The following is an 18,889-nucleotide window of genomic DNA, read 5'->3' on the forward strand; positions in this document are numbered from 1 at the left end:
TCCCACTGCACGGCCTCACACGGTGTGAAGGTCAAGGATCGCAGCGGCCCGGTACGGCTGTGGCGTGGGTCACGGGAACCCCGCGCCGGCTGCGGACAGGACCTGATGTGGAGCATGAGCATTCCTTGAGAGCCCGGATACGGGCGGGCGACCCGGACGCGTTCGGCGCCCTCTTCGACGACTACGCGCAGACGGTGTTCCGGTACGCGGTCCGCTCGACCGGCGACTGGTCCGGCGGCGAGGACGTCGTATCGCTGACCTTCCTGGAGGCGTGGCGGCTGCGCGGGACCCTGCGGGAGTCGGACGAGGAGCTGAAGCCGTGGCTGCTCGGCATCGCGACCAACGTCCTGCGCAACACCCGCCGCGCCGCCCGCCGCCACGAAGCGGCGCTGGCCCGGATGCCGGCCGGGGCGCCGGTGCCGGACTTCGCCGACGAGCTGGTGAGCCGCATCCATGACGCGGAACAGCTCGCCGCCGCGCAGGCAGCGCTGCGGCGGCTGAAGCCCAAGGAGCGGGAGGTGTTCCTGCTCTGCGTGTGGGACGGCCTGGACTACCGGGGCGCGGCGCGGGCCCTCGGGGTCCCCGTCGGTACCGTCCGCTCCCGGCTCTCCCGGGCCCGGAAACGGCTCAGGGGCCTCACCGAGGACGAACGGGAAAAAATCTCCGGAAACATGGAACTACCGGGATCAGCCGGACAGTACCCGAGTGACCGCGCCACAGCGGTCCGGTCGAACGAGAGGGAGGGAAACCGATGAATGCCGACGCGAAGAAGGTTGCGGGGGAGCTCAGGGCGCAACTGCCCGAGCCGCACGGACCGGTCCTGCCGGGCGACCGCCAACGGCTGCTCAGGGAGTACATGATGAACGAGATCCAGCAGGTCCAGGTCCGCGCGGACCGGGCGCCCGTGGCGGCGCGGCCGCGCCGCCACCGCGCCTGGTACGCGGTCCCGGTCGGCATGGTCGCCGCCGGAGCGCTCGCCTTCACCTTCCTGGCCGGACCCGGCAGCGGCGGCGACACCGGGTACCACCTCAGCGCGGCCCCCGTGGTCAAGGTCGAGGTCGCCTCGGCGCAGGGCGTCCCGGCACTGACGGAGAAGCTCGCCCAGCGCGCCGCGCGGGGCCCCGAGATCCGCGTCGGCAAGGACCAGTTCGTCTACGTACGGTCGCACTACTCCAACATGCAGGCCCAGGTGGGCGAGCCGCTCGAACTGAAGACGTACTACCGCGAGGCGTGGACGTCGCAGAACCCCGAGAAGGTGCAGAGCCGCCTCAAGCAGGCAGGTGACGACATCATCTGGTCGGCGCCGCGCGCCGGGGACGACGCCTATCTGGAGGAGCTGCGGAACCAGACGTACGCCGCGCTCCAGGCGCTGCCCACCGACCCGGACGCGCTGCTGGACAAGCTCCGAGAGAACGCCGCGTACTCCGGCTCGTCCGACCAGTGGCTCTTCGAGTACGTCGGCGGCCTGATCCGCGAGTCGATCCTGCCGCCGGAGACGGGCGCGGCGATCTACCGCGCCGCCGCGAAGATCCCCGGCGTCGTGATGGTGGACAAGGCGCAGGACGGCGACGGCCGGCCCGGGGTGGCGCTGGCCCGTACCGACGAGCGGACCCATGAGCGCACGGAGCTGGTCTTCGACGCCGACAGCTACGACTACCTGGGCCTGCGCGCCTACCTCGTCCAGGACACCGAGCTGGGCCGGAAGGGCACCGTCACGGAATTGCAGGCCGTGCTCGACCGGGGCGTCGTGGACAGCCGGGACGCGACTCCCGGGAAGTAGCGCACGGGCAGGAGCCCCGCTCCTCCGCCGACGCGGAGGAGCGGGGCTCCTTGGTACTGCTCTTACCGGCCGCGATCGGCCGACCCGGGCAACTAGGCCGGGGTGACGTTCTCAGCCTGCGGACCCTTGGGACCCTGAGTGACGTCGAAGTTCACGACCTGGTTCTCCTCGAGGGAGCGGAACCCGGACGCGTTGATCGCGGAGTAGTGGACGAAGACATCCGGGCCGCCGCCGTCCTGGGCGATGAAGCCGAAGCCCTTTTCAGCGTTGAACCACTTGACGGTTCCGGTAGCCATAAGCCCTCCTTGGGCCAAAGGGTTGCCCTGCTCCAGAACCTGCAATGAAGTCTGAAAACTACAAAAGCCTGCGGGGTCACATGCTCCGCAGGCTCTGTACTGCAAGGGAAACCAAACTGCAACTTGGCGACGAGCCTAGCACGCAGCATGTACGGAGGGGTAGAGGGAAAGATCACTTCACCCGGATGTTTGATTGCCGTGCCGATGAACGGTCCCGGAGCCCCTTCCGGGGGTCCGGCCGGCCATTGCGGACACACCGCCGATGGGGCGGATCGGACGACGCCGTACGCCCCCGGTGAGGCCCCTGGGCGGCGACAGGTCTAGCCTCGCGATGTGGACAATTCAACCGTTTCAAACGCCGCGGTCGACGACCGTCGCCCCCGGCCGCGCGTCGGCCACATCCAGTTCCTCAACTGCCTTCCCCTCTACTGGGGGCTGGCACGGACCGGAACCCTGCTCGACCTGGAGCTGTCGAAGGACACCCCGGAGAAGCTCAGCGAGCAACTGGTCAGGGGCGACCTGGACATCGCCCCCGTCACCCTGGTGGAGTTCCTGCGCAACGCCGACGACCTGGTCGCCTTCCCCGACATCGCGGTCGGCTGCGACGGACCCGTCATGTCCTGCGTGATCGTCTCGCAGCGCCCCCTGGAGGACCTGGACCGGGCCCGGGTGGCGCTCGGCTCGACCTCCCGCACCTCCGTACGGCTGGCACGCCTGCTGCTCGCCGAGCGGTACGGCGTCAACCCGGACTACTACACCTGCCCGCCCGACCTGGGCGTCATGATGCAGGAGGCGGACGCGGCCGTCCTCATCGGCGACGCCGCGCTGCGCGCCAACCTGCACGACGCGCCCCGCCTCGGGCTCCAGGTCCACGACCTGGGCGCGATGTGGAAGGAGTGGACGGGCCTGCCGTTCGTCTTCGCCGTCTGGGCCGCGCGCAAGGACTACCTGGCGGCCGAGCCCACCGCGGTGAAGCAGGTGCACGAGGCGTTCCTCGCCTCCCGCGACCTGTCCCTCGAAGAGGTCACCAAGGTCGCCGAGCAGGCGGCGCGCTGGGAGGCCTTCGACGCGGAGGTCCTGGAGCGCTACTTCACGACGCTCGACTTCCGCTTCGGCCCGGCGCAGCTGGCGGGCGTCGAGGAGTTCGCCCGCCGGACCGGTGCCCAGGCGGGCTTCCCGGCGGACGTGAAGGTCGAGCTGCTCGGCGGATGAGCGGGCCGCCGTGCCACTGGAATCCCTTTTCGATTCGGGTGCGGGCGCGGTGAATGGCGGATAGCGGGAGACATCGGGGATACGCCCCCGATCTCTCCCGCAATCGTCCCCGCCGCCTCCCGCAATCGGCCGCCGGGGGACCGGTGCATTCACGCCTTTCGGTGCGGGGAATGACGCTGTTCGTTCCCTTGGGGGCGAAATAGGCGGATGGTTTCTCCCGTGCCCGGACGAGACTTCACGGACACGAACTAGGCTTCGGTCCAAGGCCTGGCCGGTTCACAGGGGGAGTCCTTATATGCAGCCGCTGGAAGCCGGGGAACCGCTGAGCATCGGTGCCTACCGGCTGCTCGGCAGACTCGGTGCCGGAGGCATGGGCCGCGTCTATCTCGGGCGCAGCGCGGGCGGCCGTACCGTCGCCGTGAAGGTCGTCCATCCGCACTTCGCGCTCGACGAGCAGTTCCGCGCCCGGTTCCGGCGCGAGGTGGAGGCGGCCCGGCGGATCGGCGCCCAGTGGACCGCGCCCGTCCTGGACGCCGACCCGGACGCCCCCGTCCCGTGGGTCGCCACCGGTTACGTGGCCGGGCCGCCGCTCTCCGCCGCGGTCACCGACCACGGCCCGCTGCCCGAACACGCGGTACGGGTGCTGGGCGCCGGGCTCGCCGAGGCGCTGGCCGCCGTCCACGAGCGGGGCCTGATCCACCGGGACGTGAAGCCGTCCAACGTCCTGCTCGCCCTCGACGGCCCCCGGCTGATCGACTTCGGCATCGCCCGCGCCATCGACGCGACCGCCTCGCTGACGTCCACCGGGGTCTCCGTCGGCTCGCCCGGCTACATGGCGCCCGAGCAGATCCGGGGCGCCGACATCTCGGGGGCGGTCGACATCTTCTCGCTGGGCGCGGTCCTGGCGTACGCGGCGACCGGCTCGGCCCCCTTCCTCGGCGACTCCTCCGCCGTCCTCCTCTACAAGGTGGTCCACGAGGAGCCGGAGCTGGGCGACCTGGAGGGCGGGCTGCGCGACATGGTCGCCGCCTGCCTGGAGAAGGACCCGGCCCGGCGGCCGACCCCGGCCGAGCTGGCCCGGGAGCTGACGCCCGGCGGCGCGGCGGCCGCGGTGGCGGCGGGGTGGCTGCCCGGCCCGCTGGTGCGCGAGGTCAGCCGGTCGGCGGTCGCGCTGCTCGACCTGGAACCGCAGGAGGCGCCGGTCCAGTCCGGCCCGGTGCCCTTCAGCAACCCCTCCTTCGGTACGGCCGCCCCGGCCGCCGCCCTCGGGGTCTTCGGCCCGCCGGTCGACCCGCCGCACCCGCCCACGGCCGGGGCCGAGGGGGCCGCCGGGCTGCCGGGGCAGCGCACGGGGGAGCGCAGGTTCACCCTCGGCACGGCGGCGGGGACGGGCGGGGCCCAGGGGCGCAAGGTGAGCTGCACGGTCGCGCTCGCGGTGGCCGGGGCGCTGGCCGCGGTGACCGTGGGCAGCGCCTTCCTCCTGGACCTGATGCCCGGCGGGGGCGACCGCGGCAGCGTCGGGCACGGCGACGTCGGCCGCACCCCGTCCGCCACCTCCCCCACGGCCCCCTCCGCATCGAACGAGCCCTCCCCGCCCGCGGACTCCGCCACCACGGGCCCGAAACAGGTCGCCGAGGTGCCCGAGGAGTTCGTCGGCACCTGGAAGGGACCGCTCACCGAGAAGACGACCGGCGAACCGCACGGCACGCTCACGGCGGTGTTCGAGAAGGGCCGCAAGGGTACGGACGTGGTCCACCTGACGACCTCGGTCTCCACTCTCGGCGTGGAGATCACCTGTTACAGCGTCGCCACCCTCACCTCCGGTACCGATCAGGAGCTGAAACTGCGCGAACGGGCCGACCCCGACCGGGCGAGCACGGCCGGCTTCTGCACCACCACACCCTCCGACCTCCACTTCACCCGCGCCTCCGACGGCACCCTGCGGTTCCGCTCCGACGAGAGGGGCGCCGGGCTTCCGTACGGCACGCTGACCCGGTCCGGCGGCTGACGGCCGAGGGCGCTGGCGTACGCTGAAGCGTCCGTAGATCCGTTGAAAAACCGCCGAAAGGTGACAGCCCGGTGACCGAGAAGGCCGACCTTCAGCCCATCCTCGACCGAGCCGCCGAAGGCGGCCGGATCACTCCGGAGGAGGCGCTCGACCTCTACCGTTCGGCGCCGCTGCACGCGCTGGGCGCGGCTGCCGACGCCGTGCGCCGACGCCGGTACGCGGGTACGGAGCACATCGCGACGTACATCATCGAGCGGAACATCAACTACACGAACGTGTGTGTCACGGCATGCAAGTTCTGCGCGTTCTACGCCGCTCCGAAGGACACCGCCAAGGGCTGGTCCCGGGACCTGGACGACATCCTGCGCCGCTGCGCGGAGACGGTCGAGCTGGGCGGCACGCAGATCATGTTCCAGGGCGGNCACCACCCGGACTACGGCGTCGAGTACTACGAGGAGCACTTCTCCGCGATCAAGAAGGCGTTCCCGCAGCTGGTCATCCACTCGCTCGGCGCCTCCGAGATCGAGCACATGGCCCGGATCTCCAAGGTCTCCGCCGAGGAGGCGATCAGCCGCATCCACGCCGCCGGTCTCGACTCCTTCGCGGGCGCCGGCGCCGAGCTGCTGCCGGCCCGGCCGCGTACCGCCATCGCCCCGCTCAAGGAGTCCGGCGAGCGCTGGCTGGAGATCATGGAGACCGCGCACGGGCTCGGTCTCGAATCGACCACCACCATGCTGATGGGCACGGGCGAGACGAACGCCGAGCGCATCGAGCACCTGCGCATGATCCGCGACGTGCAGGACCGCACCGGGGGCTTCCGCGCCTTCATCCCGTACACGTACCAGCCGGAGAACAACAAGCTGAAGGGGCAGACGCAGGCCACGCTCTTCGAGTACCTGCGGATGATCGCCATCGCCCGGCTCTTCCTGGACAACGTCGCCCACATCCAGGGCTCCTGGCTGACCACCGGCAAGGAGGTCGGCCAGCTGTCGCTGCACTACGGCGCGGACGACCTCGGCTCGATCATGCTGGAGGAGAACGTCGTCTCGTCGGCCGGTGCCAAGCACCGCTCCAACCGGCTGGAGATCATCGACCTGATCCGCAAGGCGGACCGGGTCCCGGCCCAGCGCGCCACCACCTACGAGCACCTCGTCGTGCACGACGACCCGGCGAACGACCCGGTCGACGAGCGCGTCGTCTCGCACATCTCGTCCGTCGCGATCGAGGGCGGCACGGCCCACCCGGAGCTCAAGCTCCTGAACGCCAACTAGGGCCTTCCGCCTTGCTGACGATCCACGCCGCCGCCCTGCTGCTGCCGGGCGGCGGCCACGCATCCGTGCCCGGCGGCGCGGTGGCCGTGCGGGACGCGGTGGTCGCCGCCTTCGGACCGTACGAGGAGCTGGCCGCCGCCCACCCCACCGCCCGGGTCCGGCGCTGGCCGGGTGTCCTGACCCCGGGCCTGGTGCAGCGGGACGCGGTCCGGCTGCTGGAGGAGTGGTACTTCCCCGACCCGCGCGAGGCGGGCGCCCTGGGCACCGAACCCCTGACCGGCGCCGCGCTCGACGCCCTCGGGCCCGAGGACACCTGGCGGGCGGGCAGCGTGCGGCGCGGGCTGCACCGGATGCTCCGGCACGGCACGACCGCGGTGACCGCGGCCCCCACCGCGCCGCCCGCCCTGCTCACGGCAGCGCGCCGGTCCGGCCTCACGGTCCTCGGCCCGCCCGTGTCCTCGTCCCTGCCCGTGTCCCCGCCCGTGCCCCCGTCGCCGTCCACGGGCGGCGAGCCCGTCATCGACCCGCTGGCCGGGGCCGGTTCGGTGGCCGACGCGATGGCGTCTCCGCTCACCGTCGGGGGCCGGGCGGATCTCGCCGCCTTCGACGCACCCGACGAGGCGGCCCTGCTGGCGGCGGGCGCGGGGAGCTGTGTGGCGACGATCGCGGCGGGCCGGCTGGTGTACCGGGGCCGCTGACGGCAGGCCCTACGGCACCGGAGGGCCGCCGAGATACTTCCCCTTCGTGTCGTACGGCCAGGCGTTCGCGACGCACCCCTTCAGGCCGTCGATCTGCTGCATCATGGCGGGGGCTGGGCGGCCCTTGCCGGGGCAGGTCTCGTGGCCGTGGCCGAGCCAGTGGCCGACTTCGTGGTTGATGATGAGGGCGCGGTATTCGGCCAGGGGTCCGTCGAATTCGGGTGAACCGGTCTGCCAGCGCTTGAGGTTGACCATCACCACCTCGCCGACGCGGCAGTTGACCTCGCCGTGTGTGTCGAGGCCGCTCCTGCCGCAGATCCGGTCGGTGGTCTCCGGGGTGGCGATCCGTATGACCAGGCCCGCGGGCCCCTCGGCGACCTGGCGGAACGTGTGCTCCCCACGGTGCGCCCAGCCACGCGGCGCGGCGAGGATGCCCGCGATCTTGGCGGCGGCCGTGTCCGGATCGACGCCCGAACCGTCCTCCACCTCGACCCGGTAGGCGTTGCCCGGACCGTTGCCGGTCGCGGCGGCCCGTGCCACGGTGAAGGCGGCCGAGGGGGAGGAGTCGCCGTGCGCGCTGTTCCAGCGGACGCCCACGGCGGCGGCGGCCACCAGCGCGAGCGGGACGACGGCCATGACGAGCGGCCGGCTCCGCCCGCTGTCCCCCCGCTTCGCCCGGCGCCCATTCTTCTCGGGCATCCGTGCCCCTCCCCAGTGATCGGCTGATTCCGTCCCCCGCTGTAGGACCGACGACGACGCCGATTGGTTCAGTCCACATGCATATGAGCTCGGGGGAGTGCCGGTGAAGAACCGTTACGGCACGGGCGGACCACCCAGGTACGTCCCGTTTTCGTCGTAGGGCCAGGCATTGGAGACGCACCCTTTGAGCCCGTATATCTGCTGCATCATGGCGGGGGCTGGGCGGCCCTTGCCGGGGCAGGTCTCGTGGCCGTGGCCGAGCCAGTGGCCGACTTCGTGGTTGATGATGAGGGCGCGGTATTCGGCCAGGGGTCCGTCGAATTCGGGTGAACCGGTCTGCCAGCGCTTGAGGTTGACCATCACCACCTCGCCGACGCGGCAGTTGACCTCGCCACGCGTGTTGAGCCCGCCCTGTCCGCAGATCCTGTCGGTGGTGGCGGCGGTCGCGATGCGCACCACGAGCCCGGCCGGCCCCGACGCGACCCGGTGGAACGTGTGCTCCCCGCCGTGCGCCCAGCCACGCGGCGCGGCGAGGATGCCCGCGATCAGGTCGGCCGCCGCGTCCGGATCGACGCCCGAACCGTCCTCCACCTCCACCCGGTAGGCGTTCTGAGCGCCCGACGTGCCGGAGGCGCCGGCCACCGTGAACGTGCCGGGGCCGGATGCGGGGACGCGCAGGGTGGAGCGGCTGGGGGAGGGGGACGGGGGCGGCTTCGCGGCGTCGCTCGGCTTCGCCGCCGGGGAGGACGGGGCGGCGGACGGGCGGACCGACCCGGCGGTGGCGGCGACGGCGTCGGGTGCGTCGTCCCCGCCCGCCCAACGGGGGCCGAGGAGCACGGCGGCACCGATCAGCGCCCCCGTGACGGCCACGGCGGCCAGCATCCGTATGCGGCCACGGCGCCGCCGCAGCCGCCGGGCCCGCCGCCGCCCCCCTCGGCCCTGCCGGCTCTGCCGGCCCCTTCTCGTCTCAGCCGCCACGGATGGCACCGCCCTTCTCCTCCATCGGACGGCTGTCCGCGTACGCCACCAGCTCCAGGAACCGGGCGTCGGCGGCGACCGCGAGCAGTTGGTCCGCGGTGACGGGGGCCGACACCATCGTGGCGTCGTCACCCGTGACCGCGAGCCTCACGGCGCTGTCGCGGTAGTCGAAGGTGACGTCGACGCCGGTGATGGTCTGCGAGCCCCGCGAGTTCCCCACAGCGGTCACCGCGCGGGCCTTGATACCGCCCGGCAGCATCGCCTGCTCGCACTGGAAACCCTTCACCGGGTTGTCGCGGCAGGGCGGCGGCTCGGGCCCCTCGCCCCCATCGCCCCGGCGGCGCACGGAGAGGACGACCGGGAAGGTGCTGCCGTCCTCGGCCGCCTGGTACCGGCTGACGGCGAGGTCGACCGGGCGGACCGTGCCGAGGCCCCGGGGCAGCAGCTCGTCGAGCAGGCGGGCCACCTTCTGCTGGAAGCTCTCCTGCCGGGCCCGTTCGGCGGCGGGCAGGTCCGCCATGGACGACTCGCCGGGGCCCGGCTCGACGTGCACGGGAGGGCGGACGGCCCGTGGGGCGTCGGTGGCGGTGGGCGGGGCGGCCTCTGTGGCGGTGGGCGGGGTGGCCTCGGTGGCCCGTGCGGCGGCGGACCAGCTCCGTGCCGGCCGCGCGGCCCCGTCCTCGTCCGCGCCCCACAGCGGCAGGGTCGCGCCGAACACGCCCAGGGCGACCACGGCGCTCGCCCCGGCCCCGATGGCCGCCCGCGCGCGGGTCCGGCGGCTGCGGCCCTGCGCCACGGCGGCGGGCACCAGGTCGGGCAGCGGGGGCGCCCCCTCGGCCGCCCGCTCCATGGCCACCCTGACCAGCGGCACCCCGTCCTCCCCGGCGGTCTCCCCGCCCGAGGAGCTGTCCGTAAACGTGTCCACGACGTATCTCCTCAGCTTCGGGTGGTGTAGAGGTGCGCGTCGCCCAGGCGGGCGCGCAGCGTCGCCAGTGAGCGCGAGCACTGGCTCTTGACGGTGGACGGGCTGCACCGCAGCAGCCCGGCGACGGTCTCCACGCTCAGGTCCTCCCAGTACCGCAGCACGACCATCGCCCTTGCCCGGGGCGGCAGTTCGGCGAGTGCGGCCAGCAGCGTGACCGTCAGCTCGGGGACCGCGGCGGGCGCGGGCGCGGCTATCGGCGTGTGGGCGAGGAGGTCGCGCAGCCGGCGGCGGCGCTCGGCGATGTAGGTGCGGGTCAGCACGGTCCGGGCGTAGGCGTCCGGATGGTCGGCGGCGCTCGCCCGGTGCCAGTGCTGGAACAGCTTCGCCAGCGTCGTCTGGGTCAGGTCGCGGGCGGCCTCGGCGTCACCGCAGAGCAGATACGCGGTGCGGTAGAGCCTGCGCTGACCGGCGCGGGCGAATTCCTCGAAGCCGTCGGCCCCCCGGCTGGCTCCTGCGGACATCTGCCTCCCTTTCCGGTCCTTCGGTGGTGTTCCCCCTTGAGTACTGAGTGCCGTCGCGCCGGAAAGGTTGAAGCCGGGCCGGCATGGGCGTCCGCCGCGAGGACGCCGGGACCGGGCTGCTTGAATGGGTGGCGTGACCCGAGCCTCCCTGGACAAGCAGCCGCACGAAGTCGCCTCGATGTTCGACGACGTGGCGGCGAACTACGACCTCACCAACGACGTGCTCTCGCTCGGCCAGGCCAGGCTGTGGCGCAAGGAGGTCGCCAGGGCGGTGGACGCGCGGCCCGCGCAGAAGGTGCTCGACCTGGCGGCCGGGACGGCGACGTCCTCGCTGCCGTTCGCCGCGACCGGTGCGTACGTCGTGCCGTGCGACTTCTCCATCGGGATGCTCCGCGAGGGCAAGAGGCGCAATTCCTGGCTGCCCTTCACCGCCGGCGACGCCACGAAACTCCCGTTCCGCGACGAGACCTTCGACGCGGTGACGATCTCCTTCGGGCTGCGCAACGTCCAGGACACGGACGCGGCGCTGCGCGAGCTGTACCGGGTGACGAAGCCGGGCGGCCGGGTCGTCATCTGTGAGTTCTCCCAGCCGGTCTGGACGCCGTTCAGGACCGTCTACACCGAGTACCTGATGCGCGCCCTGCCGCCGGTCGCGCGCGCGGTGTCGTCCAACCCCGACGCGTACGTCTACCTCGCCGAGTCGATCCGCGCCTGGCCCGACCAGCCCGGACTGGCCAGGAAGCTCCAGCGGGCCGGCTGGTCCCAGGTCGCCTGGCGCAACCTCACCGGGGGCGTGGTGGCCCTGCACCGGGGCGTGCGCGACTGACGCTCCGGGCGCGGTCGCGGGCGCCCGCGGAAGCGGTGGTACGCATTCCGCACGGGGCGCTCCGAGGAGGGCACGCGGCGCTCCGAGGAGGGCGCGGGCCGGCTCTCCGAGGGGGCGGAGGGCGGCTCTCCGAGGGGGCGCGGGGGTACCGAAAGCGGTTGCGCGTATTCCGAGTTGACGGGAACCGGTGGGCGGGGAAGATGTGTCGTTGATACGGCACGCGTCTTCCCCGTTCCCGTGTGTCACCGTTTCGCTCGCCACCGTCCCCGTTGCGGAGCCCTCATGCCGTCGTACTGCCCGTTTTGTGGAACCCAGGCGCCGGACACGGCGCTCTTCTGCATGAAATGCGGGCGCGAGCGCCCGCAGGCCCCGGCAGCGCCGCCCCCGCAGCCCGCCGCACCCCCGCCGCCGGCCGCCGCACCGCCCGCCGGCTCCCCGCCGCCCGGTGCGCCGCAGTTCGCGGCGGGGCCCGGTTCCCCACCGCCGCCCGGGTACGCGCCGGTACCGGCCGCTCCGCCGGGCCCCTCGCCGCTCGGGCTCTTCTTCGGCCGGGTGGTGCGCGGTGACTGGGCGGGGTCGGTGCGGGCCGCCCTCTGGCCGACCGGGCTGATCCTGGGCCTCGGGGTGGCGCTGGCCATTCCGAAATACGGGCAGGGCGAGGAGGACTACGTCGGCCTCGTCGACCGGCTGCGCATCGCGCTCGCCATGCTGCTCCAGGCGGTCGGCGGCGGCTTCGAGGTACGGGCCGCCACGCGGGGCGGCATGAACACCGGCGGCTACGGGGGCGGTTCGGCGTACGGCGACACCTACGGCGACTTCGACCCGGGCGGCGGCCAGGGCCACGTCACGCTCTCCCTGATCCCGCTCACCGTCACCGTCCTGTGGATCGGCGCGCTGATCCTCGGCGCCCGAGCCGTCCGAAGACAGGGCGCCGGCCTGGAAGCGGCGGTACGCATCAGCGCGGTGACCGCCGCGGCCGTCCTGGTCCTCGGGCTCTACGCCCAGCCCGAGATCGAGGGTGTCGAGGTGCACTCCTCACCGGTCCTGGCCGCCCTCGGCGCCTTCCTCATCGCCCTCGTGACAACCGCCGCCGTCCTGCAACGCGACGTCGCGGCGCGCTGGCTGGCCGCCCGCCCGGCCGCGCAGGGCCTCGTACGCGCCGCCGGAACCGCGGTCCGCGCGCTCGCCGTCGTCCTGCTGCTGTGCGCCCTGGTCGGGTTCATCAGCTACGCCAACATGGACGGCGTCCACGGCAAGGGCCTGCTGGTCGCCCTGCCGCTGCTGCCCAACATCGCGCTGCTGGTGCTCTCGGTGAGCTGGGGCGGGACCGTGGACTACGACCTGAGCGGGCAGGCGGACTACTTCGGCTCCGGCGGGGACCACGGCGCCTTCGGCCTCGGTGAACTCGGCGACGGCGTGGGCGGCTGGGCCGTGACGGGGGCCCTGGCCACCGGCCTCGTCAGCGCCCTCGTCGTCGGCCTGCTCGCCGCCCGCCGCTCGGCCGACCGGCGCGAACAGTTCACCGCGGGCGGCCTGTTCCTGCTCGGGTTCCTGGTGCTGACCGGGATGTGCGGCCTCTCGTCGGAGGTCTCCGGCGGTGTCTCCGACCTCGGCGGCCGGGGCACGATGGAGATCGCCCCGGCCGTCGCGGACGCCCTGCTGTTCGGGCTGCTGTGGGTGGGCGGCGCGGTGCTCGTCGGGCCGTACCTGCTGCGGATGACGGGGCGCGGCGGCCCGGGTGGCGGTCTCACCCAGGGCGGCGCGTACCCGAAGCCGAGCCCGTACGGCCTCCAGACCCCGTACGGCCCGCCGCCGGGCACGCCGTACACCCCGCCGCCCGGCGCCACGCCCCCTCCGGGCACGCCGTACAACCCGCCGCCCGGCGCCACGCCCCCGCCGGGCACGCCGTACAACCCGCCGCAGGGCTGACCGCGGCCCCGCTCACGTGCCGAGGTCCAGGCGGAAGCACCGCACCTCCTGGCCCGGCACGTTCGTGGTGAAGGTCTCCGCCGGTTCCATCCCGAGCCGGCGGGCCACCGCCACGGACCGCTCGTTCAGCACATCGACGGCCGCGACGACCCGTTCGACCCCCGCCGCGCGCAGCCGCTCCAGTGTGAGGCGCGCGGCCGCTGTCGCGTAACCACGGCCCCAGGCCGCCCGGGTCAGCCGCCAGCCGATCTCTATCTCGCCCACCGGGCCGTACGCGCTCTGCGCCCACGGCTGGGCCCCGGTGAAGCCGACGACCTCGCCCTCCCCGTCGAGCACGGTCCACAGGCAGTAGCCGAGTTCGGCGTCGTGTCTGCGCTGGCGGGCGGTCCACTCCTCGTACAACGACAGTTCGTCCGGCCGTCCGCCGAAGAACCGCATCACCTCCGGATCGTCGAAGGCGCGGTGCCAGGCCACCGCGTCCTCGTCGGTCGGGACACGCAGCTGTACGACGGGAGGTGCGGCAGGCGCGATCGACATCAGGCAGCCCTTCGGGAGGATGATCAGCAGGCCCCCATAGACTGCCTTGGACCTGTGCCGCGCGGCACGTGAATTCGAGTTCTTCGGGAGAGCCGACCGTGACCGAGCCCCTGTCCGAACACAGCGCGGACGTCATCGTCGTCGGGGCGGGCCCAGCCGGCTCCACGACTGCCTACTACCTCGCCAAGGCCGGGCTCGACGTCCTCCTTCTGGAGAAGACCGCGTTCCCCCGCGAGAAGGTCTGCGGCGACGGCCTCACGCCGCGCGCCACCAAGCAGCTCGTCTCCATGGGGATCGACATCTCCGAAGAGGCCGGCTGGCTGCGCAACAAGGGCCTGCGCATCATCGGCGGCGGAGTCCGGCTCCAGCTGGACTGGCCGGATCTCGCCTCCTACCCGGACTACGGACTCGTCCGCAAGCGCGACGACTTCGACGAACAGCTGGCCCGCCAGGCGCAGAAGGCCGGCGCGCGACTGCACGAGCGGTGCAACGTCGGCGCGCCGATCACCGACGAGCGCACCGGCCGGATCACCGGGGTGCACGCGAAGCTCGGCGAGGAGAAGACCCCGGTCACCTTCCACGCCCCGCTCGTCGTCGCCGCCGACGGCAACTCCACCCGGCTCTCCCTCGCGATGGGCCTGCACCGCCGCGAGGACCGCCCGATGGGCGTCGCGGTCCGCACGTACTTCACCTCGCCCCGGCACGACGACGACTACCTGGAATCCTGGCTGGAGCTGTGGGACCGCAGGGGCCCGCAGGAGAAGCTGCTGCCCGGCTACGGCTGGATCTTCGGCATGGGCGACGGCACCTCCAACGTCGGCCTCGGCATCCTCAACTCCTCGTCCGCCTTCAAGGAGCTGGACTGGCGTGAGGTCCTCAAGGCGTGGTGCGCGTCCATGCCGGCGGACTGGGGCTACACCCCGGAGAACATGACGATGCCGATCCGCGGCGCCGCCCTCCCGATGGCCTTCAACCGCCAGCCGCACTACACCAAGGGCCTGCTGCTGGTCGGCGACGCGGGCGGCATGGTCAACCCGTTCAACGGCGAGGGCATCGCGTACGCCATGGAGTCCGGCCAGATCGCGGCCGACGTCATCGTCCAGGCACACGCCCGCGCGACCCCGGCCCAGCGGGAACTGGCGCTGAGCAACTACCCGAAGGTGCTCAAGGAGACCTACGGCGGCTACTACACGATGGGCCGCGCCTTCGTGAAGCTGATCGGCAACCCGAAGGTCATGAAGGTCGCCACCCAGCGCGGCCTCACCCACCCGCTGCTGATGAAGTTCACCCTGAAGATGCTCGCCAACCTCACCGACCCGTCGGGCGGCGACGCGATGGACCGCATCATCAACGGCCTGGCGAAGGTGGCACCCAGCTCCTAACGTCCGTTCACGAGCCGACCCCGCCACCCCTGCCGGGGCGGCGGGGTCCTGCCTGATACGTGCGGCCGGTTACGTGCAGGAGTCTGGCGTGGCGTCCGTCGCCGACCGCGTGTCGGCGCGCATGCCTTCCGGGGGGAGGGGGGCTCGGTCAGACCTGGCATGCGGGAAGCCAGCCGAGTTCGCGTGCGGCTTGCAGATCCTGGTATGCCTGCGTACGCCCCACACATGTCTGGGGGCAGACGTCCTCCTCGATCACTCTGCGCATCGACTTCTCGGCCTGCGCCTCCCTTACGATGTCGGCCGTGTAGTGGATACGGGGGAGGTATTCGATACACCACTTCCTCCCGGTCCGGCGCCGAAGCTCCTTGAGCAGGGTCAGTTGATCACCGGGCAAATGGTCTCCGACCTTGAAGAGCGGAGGAGTGGACCACCCTTCCGCCGTCCACTCCCAGCCCTTTTCAGTCTTCCGAACGGCGAGGGGCACCATTGTGAGTGCAAGGGGCAGGGCCAGCTTTCGAACGGAGGTGCGGACTTGGTCCCGGTCCAGGTCGGAGGTCACCCCGTGGACCGTGGTGCCGCCTACCTGCTCCGTGAAACCCCCGTCGCAGATCTCCAGGCCAATACACAGCTCGACCTGGCTGGCGTCGCACCTTATGGAGATGCGGAAGCGGGGCGGGTACAAGTGCCCGGCTACCGTCACCATCTCGTCCTCGAACCAGGATTCGTCGCCCTCGTGCTCCCAGGTCGGTTCAACGTACATTCCTTGGTTCCAGTAGCCGGTCACTGCGCTCCCCCGTCCCCGTCGCCCTTGAGCGCGCTCATCATGAGCAGGCACAAAGTAGTGGCACCGACGAACGCAACCGCGGCCTCGCGGATGGCCGCCGTGACGGGGTTTTGGTCGAGTACTGCGAGGGTCACGGCCACGGACGTCGCGAGGAGACCCACGAGGACGGCCACCAATAGGCGGTAGTGAGTAGCGTTCACAGCGCCACTCTTACTCTCCATAGCGGAGCCGATCCAGCGTTTCGCGGTCCGCAAAAGCAGCGCCAGAAAAGTGGACAGCCTCTGAACTGGGCAGGTTCCGTCGCCCCCGGCTGATCAGGACAGAAGCTCACCGGAGTTGGATTGTTCCGGGCAGGCCGTGGGAGATCGTGCAGACCGTGCGCGCCCTGGGGAGCAACACGTGGCCCTACGGAACTGGATCCGCGCCGGCCGCACCCGCGGCGGCAGCGTCGGCCGGTCTGTCGTCTCGGCCCCGGCCGGCCGCCATGCGTGCCGTCAGGATCGCGGGCAACTTCGCGGTCCCGAAGGCGTGAGCGTCAGGTGGCGCACGGGGCGCACGTGCCACTCGATGTGGCGTCCCTTGCGGAGTAGGAGGGTGAATCCGCACGATTCGCCGCGATGGAGCGCCCCGAGAGCCTGCACCCAGCCACCCTGGCCGGCCCAGTGGAGAGCCCTTGTCGTCTCGCGAGGTGTCAGCCCCAGGACATGGCTCGTACGGAGCTGTACGCGGATGATCCGGATCGCGTCGCGGGGGCCGGGCAAGATACGGAGGTCGATGGGTTCCGGGACGAATCCGGTGGCGGGGCCGTACCGGAGCACTTCGAACCGGAAGCCGTGCGCTACGAGTGCCGATACGGGAGTGGCTCGGGGGGATGTACGCAAGGTCGACCGTCCGATCGAGGCGTGCCCATGGGGCGGGCAGCGTGAAGCCTTCAATGGGCTTGAGACAAAGGGAAGTTGCGCCGATGAAGAGCACGGCCGAGTGATGCGCCCGACTGCGTTCACGACGTACGGTGACGACAGCGTCACCGGCCTGTGCGGTGCAACAGTGGGACGTCCCTAAGTTGTGCCGCCCGATATGGACGCCCTCCGCCTGCCGTCTTCCGTGCAGGTGGAGGGCGCTCGGCGCGAGTCGGTCAGATCAAGTGGTCGAACTCACCAGCCTTGACACCCAGGACGAAGGCACGGAGTTTGGCCACGCTCGTCGTGACGACCACATCGGGGTCGTCGCTTTCGCGCATCCTGATCGAGCCGTCCACAGGGGCCAGCTCGATGCAGCTCTGGTTGTTGTCCGCTCCCGAGTACGAGGACTTCTGCCAGTTGATTGCGTCGGTCATGTCGCGTTGACTCACATTTCCTGTGCGATGAGTTGGATGAATTCAGCCGACTCCTCCGGAGTGAGGGAGATCGACTCGATGGAGCCAAGGAGTTCTCGATACCTGGCGAGCTGGGCTTCGGCATCCAGGAACCCTGCGTCGAAAGCGCTGTCGATCTGTACGGTATCGAGCGCTGGGATGCCGGCCCCGGCGTACAGCATCGAGTGCACCGAGCCGGTGATCCGTGCCGCGAACGGGATGACGCGGATCGTCACGGAAGGCCATGCGGACACGGTGTGAAGAAGACCGAGCTGTTCTCTCATGGTGTCGCCGTCGCAATACCGCATGCGCAGGGCTGCCTCGTGGATGAAGGCTTCGAACAGCGTGGGCGCGGGCCGGTCGAAAATCTCGCGGCGTCTTGCGCGGTGCTCTACGCGGGCGTTCAGCTCTGCGGTCGGGAGATCGGAAACGCCGCTTCGGATCAGATCCCGTGCGTACGCCTCTGTTTGGAAGATTCCCGGAACGTTCAGCATCTGAATGGCACGGATATAGGTGGCGTGATGCTCCAGTTCGGCCAGGTCCAGGAATCCCGGTGAGAGTATTCCTCGGTAGTCGTCCCACCAGCCCTTGGTGCGCTCCTCGGCCATACGTGCGAGCGCGTCGACCAGATGCTTGTCGCCGGCCGAGTAGTGAGCCGCGAGGCGGCGGACGCGCTGGTCGCTCACTCCGTAGCGGCCGGACTCGATGTGACTGATCTGGGCGCGCTCGCCGCCCAGGTAGGCGGCGGCTTCACTTCCGGACATTCCGGCGCGCTCGCGCAGCTTGCGAAGCTCCGCGCCCAACCGCTTCTGCCTGGCGGTCGGATAGCTCCTCGGCGGCATGGGCCCTCCCCTTCGTACGGGTACGAGTGTGCCGCGCCACCGGGTCACTGGTCCACTCGTACGAGTGCTACAGCCGTCCCATTGTTGCACCGTCCCAATGTTGTGCCCTAGCGTCCTTCGGTGTCGGCCGGAAAACGGCTCGGTGACCCGAAGTGCAGCCCTCCACAGGTGAGTTCACCTTGCCCGGGACCGGCCGATGTCACGGCTCACCGGAACGGGCCGGCGTACCGGAGACCCGCTCACGTAGGGAGACCGCGTCATGACCTCCGTAACCGTTCCGTCCCCGCCCGTCCCGTACCTTCCCCAGCGTGGCGAGCGTTACCGGCTCGTCGCACCGAACAGCCCCACGGCGCCCCGTGTCGCGCGGGACTTCGTGGGGACGCTGCTGCGGGCTACCGAGCACCCCGGGCTGGTCGACGACGCCCGGTTGTGCGTGAGCGAGGTGGTTTCCAACGCGCACTGCCATACCGGGTCGGCACGCATCCGGGTCGATGTGACGGTGAACCGGCGTCAGGTGATGGTCTATGTGACCGACGACGAGCCGAACCGGCTGCCGAAGCCGGGGACCGCGCCGGACGCGGAGAGTGGACGCGGGCTCCTCATCGTGGAGAGCCTGACCGATCGTTGGGGGACCACGACGCGCGGCGGGCGGGCAGGGCACGCCAAGACGGTCTGGTTCGTCCTGCTCGAACCGGGGCCGTGTGCCGGGGGCGCGTCACGTACGACGGGATGAACGCCTGGGCCGTCGGGCGCGTGGCTTGGCCGTCCCGCGCTCGGTGAAACGGGCGCTGTTCGCCCCGTTTCACGGCCGTACGCGGTCGGCGTCCGGCAGGTTCGCGATGTCATC

Annotated in this window: 20 protein-coding genes; 10 read left to right on the forward strand and 10 right to left on the reverse strand. The window is 71.5% G+C overall.

Translation table 11 applies throughout. The annotated features are described in order from the left end of the window. The first annotated feature begins 107 nt into the window (after nucleotides 1-107). Nucleotides 108-755 carry an RNA polymerase sigma factor gene (locus B082_RS0119415; protein WP_234018186.1) on the forward strand — a complete coding sequence of 216 codons (648 nt, stop codon included), beginning with the start codon at nucleotides 108-110 and terminating at the stop codon, nucleotides 753-755. Beyond that, on the forward strand, nucleotides 752-1,780 hold the full coding sequence (locus B082_RS36315; RefSeq protein WP_018553484.1) for a CU044_5270 family protein: 1,029 nt from the start codon (nucleotides 752-754) through the stop codon (nucleotides 1,778-1,780). The genes B082_RS0119415 and B082_RS36315 overlap by 4 nt, the downstream gene beginning before the upstream one ends. A gap of 92 nt (nucleotides 1,781-1,872) precedes the next feature. Here the strand turns inward: B082_RS36315 and B082_RS0119425 are convergent, their stop codons facing one another. Continuing rightward, nucleotides 1,873-2,076, reverse strand: a complete 204-nt coding sequence (locus B082_RS0119425) for a cold-shock protein (RefSeq protein WP_003967102.1) — start codon at nucleotides 2,074-2,076, stop codon at nucleotides 1,873-1,875. Nucleotides 2,077-2,409: 333 nt separating this feature from the next. Between B082_RS0119425 and B082_RS0119430 the strand changes: the two genes are divergently transcribed. From B082_RS0119430 to B082_RS0119445, 4 genes are all read left to right on the forward strand, one after another. After that, nucleotides 2,410-3,288: a menaquinone biosynthetic enzyme MqnA/MqnD family protein gene (locus B082_RS0119430; RefSeq protein ID WP_018553485.1), complete on the forward strand. Its 879-nt coding sequence runs from the start codon at nucleotides 2,410-2,412 to the stop codon at nucleotides 3,286-3,288. A gap of 295 nt (nucleotides 3,289-3,583) precedes the next feature. After that, the gene (locus tag B082_RS0119435) at nucleotides 3,584-5,296 is read left to right on the forward strand and encodes a serine/threonine-protein kinase (RefSeq protein ID WP_018553486.1); all 1,713 of its coding nucleotides are present in this window, start codon (nucleotides 3,584-3,586) and stop codon (nucleotides 5,294-5,296) included. 71 nt (nucleotides 5,297-5,367) lie between these two features. Beyond that, the gene (mqnC, locus tag B082_RS0119440) at nucleotides 5,368-6,567 is read left to right on the forward strand and encodes a cyclic dehypoxanthinyl futalosine synthase (RefSeq protein ID WP_018553487.1); all 1,200 of its coding nucleotides are present in this window, start codon (nucleotides 5,368-5,370) and stop codon (nucleotides 6,565-6,567) included. Between the two features lie 11 nt (nucleotides 6,568-6,578). Then, nucleotides 6,579-7,265 carry an imidazolonepropionase-like domain-containing protein gene (locus tag B082_RS0119445; protein ID WP_018553488.1) on the forward strand — a complete coding sequence of 229 codons (687 nt, stop codon included), beginning with the start codon at nucleotides 6,579-6,581 and terminating at the stop codon, nucleotides 7,263-7,265. A gap of 9 nt (nucleotides 7,266-7,274) precedes the next feature. On the opposite strand, the gene B082_RS0119450 is transcribed toward B082_RS0119445, so the two are convergent. From B082_RS0119450 to B082_RS0119465, 4 genes are all read right to left on the reverse strand, one after another. Next, a complete protein-coding gene (locus tag B082_RS0119450; protein ID WP_234018187.1) occupies nucleotides 7,275-7,964 on the reverse strand; it encodes a DUF3152 domain-containing protein in 690 nt (229 codons plus the stop codon). Nucleotides 7,965-8,078: 114 nt separating this feature from the next. Then, entirely contained in the window at nucleotides 8,079-8,846 is a 768-nt protein-coding gene (locus B082_RS0119455; protein WP_018553490.1) for a DUF3152 domain-containing protein, read from the reverse strand. 85 nt (nucleotides 8,847-8,931) lie between these two features. Then, nucleotides 8,932-9,867, reverse strand: a complete 936-nt coding sequence (locus B082_RS0119460; protein ID WP_037710499.1) for a hypothetical protein — start codon at nucleotides 9,865-9,867, stop codon at nucleotides 8,932-8,934. A gap of 11 nt (nucleotides 9,868-9,878) precedes the next feature. Next, nucleotides 9,879-10,388: a SigE family RNA polymerase sigma factor gene (locus B082_RS0119465; RefSeq protein WP_018553491.1), complete on the reverse strand. Its 510-nt coding sequence runs from the start codon at nucleotides 10,386-10,388 to the stop codon at nucleotides 9,879-9,881. 133 nt (nucleotides 10,389-10,521) lie between these two features. Here B082_RS0119465 and B082_RS0119470 point away from each other — a divergent pair, with 133 nt between their 5' ends. Continuing rightward, nucleotides 10,522-11,214, forward strand: coding sequence for a demethylmenaquinone methyltransferase (locus tag B082_RS0119470; RefSeq protein ID WP_018553492.1), 693 nt, complete (start codon nucleotides 10,522-10,524; stop codon nucleotides 11,212-11,214). 282 nt (nucleotides 11,215-11,496) lie between these two features. Beyond that, the gene (locus B082_RS39220) at nucleotides 11,497-13,143 is read left to right on the forward strand and encodes a zinc ribbon domain-containing protein (protein ID WP_267885837.1); all 1,647 of its coding nucleotides are present in this window, start codon (nucleotides 11,497-11,499) and stop codon (nucleotides 13,141-13,143) included. A gap of 12 nt (nucleotides 13,144-13,155) precedes the next feature. Here B082_RS39220 and B082_RS0119480 read toward each other — a convergent pair whose 3' ends face one another. After that, complete coding sequence (locus B082_RS0119480; RefSeq protein ID WP_018553494.1) at nucleotides 13,156-13,680, reverse strand: GNAT family N-acetyltransferase; 525 nt, start codon at nucleotides 13,678-13,680, stop codon at nucleotides 13,156-13,158. Nucleotides 13,681-13,778: 98 nt separating this feature from the next. Here B082_RS0119480 and B082_RS0119485 point away from each other — a divergent pair, with 98 nt between their 5' ends. Further along, nucleotides 13,779-15,062: a geranylgeranyl reductase family protein gene (locus B082_RS0119485; RefSeq protein WP_018553495.1), complete on the forward strand. Its 1,284-nt coding sequence runs from the start codon at nucleotides 13,779-13,781 to the stop codon at nucleotides 15,060-15,062. A 148-nt stretch (nucleotides 15,063-15,210) separates the two neighbouring features. Here B082_RS0119485 and B082_RS0119490 read toward each other — a convergent pair whose 3' ends face one another. From B082_RS0119490 to B082_RS0119505, 4 genes are all read right to left on the reverse strand, one after another. Next, nucleotides 15,211-15,822, reverse strand: a complete 612-nt coding sequence (locus tag B082_RS0119490; protein ID WP_018553496.1) for a hypothetical protein — start codon at nucleotides 15,820-15,822, stop codon at nucleotides 15,211-15,213. A gap of 20 nt (nucleotides 15,823-15,842) precedes the next feature. Continuing rightward, entirely contained in the window at nucleotides 15,843-16,046 is a 204-nt protein-coding gene (locus B082_RS0119495; RefSeq protein ID WP_158688884.1) for a hypothetical protein, read from the reverse strand. 935 nt (nucleotides 16,047-16,981) lie between these two features. After that, the gene (locus tag B082_RS0119500; RefSeq protein ID WP_018553498.1) at nucleotides 16,982-17,182 is read right to left on the reverse strand and encodes a DUF397 domain-containing protein; all 201 of its coding nucleotides are present in this window, start codon (nucleotides 17,180-17,182) and stop codon (nucleotides 16,982-16,984) included. 11 nt (nucleotides 17,183-17,193) lie between these two features. Then, nucleotides 17,194-18,042, reverse strand: coding sequence for a helix-turn-helix domain-containing protein (locus B082_RS0119505; protein ID WP_018553499.1), 849 nt, complete (start codon nucleotides 18,040-18,042; stop codon nucleotides 17,194-17,196). Nucleotides 18,043-18,301: 259 nt separating this feature from the next. Between B082_RS0119505 and B082_RS0119510 the strand changes: the two genes are divergently transcribed. Further along, nucleotides 18,302-18,775 (forward strand): ATP-binding protein, encoded by a 474-nt coding sequence (locus B082_RS0119510; protein ID WP_018553500.1) that lies wholly within the window; start codon nucleotides 18,302-18,304, stop codon nucleotides 18,773-18,775. Nucleotides 18,776-18,889: the final 114 nt, after the last annotated feature.

It is taken from the genome of Streptomyces sp. ATexAB-D23 (assembly GCF_000373645.1).
Classification (GTDB): Bacteria; Actinomycetota; Actinomycetes; order Streptomycetales; family Streptomycetaceae; genus Streptomyces; species Streptomyces castrisilvae.

What these genes read in the sequence shown, in the direction of transcription:
- B082_RS39220 (WP_267885837.1), top strand. Translation starts at nt 11,497, where the DNA reads ATGCCGTCGTACTGCCCGTTTTGTGGAACCCAGGCGCCGGACACGGCG.
- B082_RS36315 (WP_018553484.1), top strand. Translation starts at nt 752, where the DNA reads ATGAATGCCGACGCGAAGAAGGTTGCGGGGGAGCTCAGGGCGCAACTG.
- B082_RS0119435 (WP_018553486.1), top strand. Translation starts at nt 3,584, where the DNA reads ATGCAGCCGCTGGAAGCCGGGGAACCGCTGAGCATCGGTGCCTACCGG.
- B082_RS0119505 (WP_018553499.1), bottom strand. Translation starts at nt 18,042, where the DNA reads ATGCCGCCGAGGAGCTATCCGACCGCCAGGCAGAAGCGGTTGGGCGCG.
- B082_RS0119450 (WP_234018187.1), bottom strand. Translation starts at nt 7,964, where the DNA reads ATGCCCGAGAAGAATGGGCGCCGGGCGAAGCGGGGGGACAGCGGGCGG.
- B082_RS0119455 (WP_018553490.1), bottom strand. Translation starts at nt 8,846, where the DNA reads ATGCTGGCCGCCGTGGCCGTCACGGGGGCGCTGATCGGTGCCGCCGTG.
- B082_RS0119465 (WP_018553491.1), bottom strand. Translation starts at nt 10,388, where the DNA reads ATGTCCGCAGGAGCCAGCCGGGGGGCCGACGGCTTCGAGGAATTCGCC.
- B082_RS0119490 (WP_018553496.1), bottom strand. Translation starts at nt 15,822, where the DNA reads ATGTACGTTGAACCGACCTGGGAGCACGAGGGCGACGAATCCTGGTTC.
- B082_RS0119500 (WP_018553498.1), bottom strand. Translation starts at nt 17,182, where the DNA reads ATGACCGACGCAATCAACTGGCAGAAGTCCTCGTACTCGGGAGCGGAC.
- B082_RS0119510 (WP_018553500.1), top strand. Translation starts at nt 18,302, where the DNA reads ATGACCTCCGTAACCGTTCCGTCCCCGCCCGTCCCGTACCTTCCCCAG.
- B082_RS0119425 (WP_003967102.1), bottom strand. Translation starts at nt 2,076, where the DNA reads ATGGCTACCGGAACCGTCAAGTGGTTCAACGCTGAAAAGGGCTTCGGC.
- B082_RS0119480 (WP_018553494.1), bottom strand. Translation starts at nt 13,680, where the DNA reads ATGTCGATCGCGCCTGCCGCACCTCCCGTCGTACAGCTGCGTGTCCCG.